Consider the following 1085-nt stretch of genomic DNA (forward strand, 5'->3'; position numbering starts at 1 on the left):
CGGCCATCCGCGCGCACGGAAGACCGCGCCGCCGCATCCGCCTGAGGCGGTTCGGCAGGCGCGTCCCGACGCGGACCCTGCTATCAGGGCCGCCCCCGGCAATCCCGAGCAAGCACGTCCGTGGCCCTGCACCTGATCAAGCTCTGCGTCGGCCCCGCCACCATCGCCGACCTCGAGGCCCGGCAGGCCCGGTTCCGGGAGGAGGTGCTCCGGGACGGCCGGCCCGCGGCCCCGTTCCACGTCACCCGCACCCTGCCCAAGCGCCACCGGGAGATCACCGGGCGCGGTTCGATCTACTGGGTGATCCGGGGGACTCTGTCCTGCCGGCAGGCGATCACCGCGATCGAACCGCTGACCGGCGAGGACGGCATCCCGCGCTGCCGGTTGGTCTTCGATCCGCGCCTCGTCCCGGTGGCGCCCCGGCCCTGCCGGCCCTTCCAGGGCTGGCGCTACCTCACGGCGCGCGACGCGCCGGCCGACCTCGGCGCCGAGGCGTCGGGGGACCTCGCCGAGATGCCCGAGGCCCTGCGGCGCGAGCTGGTCGGCCTCGGCCTGCTGTGAGGATGTAGCGCCCCCCACCGCTCAGTCCCCCGCACGCCCTCCTGAGGCGCCGGCGCACGGCGGTGGCCGCGAAGGAAGCCCTCCAGACGGCGCTGCGATCCCTGCATCCCTGCGAGGCCTGCTGCCGCGGGCCCCTCAGGTGAGGGGAAGGGTGGGACAGCTCTCACGCCGGCCTGCGAACCCGCCGGAGCCATCTCGGCCCCGGCGGGATCCGTCCTACGCCCCGTCGAAGCGCCCGCTGGCATGGGCCAGCATCGTGTAGACCTTGCCGGTCTCGGAGGTCAGGTAGGCATCGGTGCGCTTGGCGTCGCTGTCGTTCTTGACCACGTCGCCGAGCAGGCGCTCGAACTCGCTGACGTAGCGGTCGACGCTGCGGCGGAACTCCGCATCCGACCGGTACCGGCGCTGGATCTCCGCGAAGGTCGCCCGGCCCTGCGGCGTGTAGATCCGCGGGTCGAACAGGTTCGGCTCGCCCCGGCGGTACCGCTCCCACAGGTCGACCGCGGTCCGATGCTCGATCATCT

The 1085-nt window shown here is 73.6% G+C and carries 2 protein-coding genes; one reads left to right on the forward strand and one right to left on the reverse strand.

The genetic code is table 11. The features are described from left to right. The first annotated feature begins 120 nt into the window (after positions 1 to 120). A complete protein-coding gene (locus I53_RS24135; protein ID WP_043355482.1) occupies positions 121 to 561 on the forward strand; it encodes a DUF1489 domain-containing protein in 441 nt (146 codons plus the stop codon). Between the two features lie 216 nt (positions 562 to 777). On the opposite strand, the gene I53_RS34255 is transcribed toward I53_RS24135, so the two are convergent. After that, positions 778 to 1085, reverse strand: a 308-nt coding sequence (locus I53_RS34255; RefSeq protein ID WP_043355484.1) for a hypothetical protein, incomplete at its 5' end; no start/stop codon positions are given.

Origin of the sequence: Methylobacterium sp. B1 (assembly GCF_000333255.1) — a bacterium.
Classification (GTDB): Bacteria; Pseudomonadota; Alphaproteobacteria; order Rhizobiales; family Beijerinckiaceae; genus Methylobacterium; species Methylobacterium fujisawaense.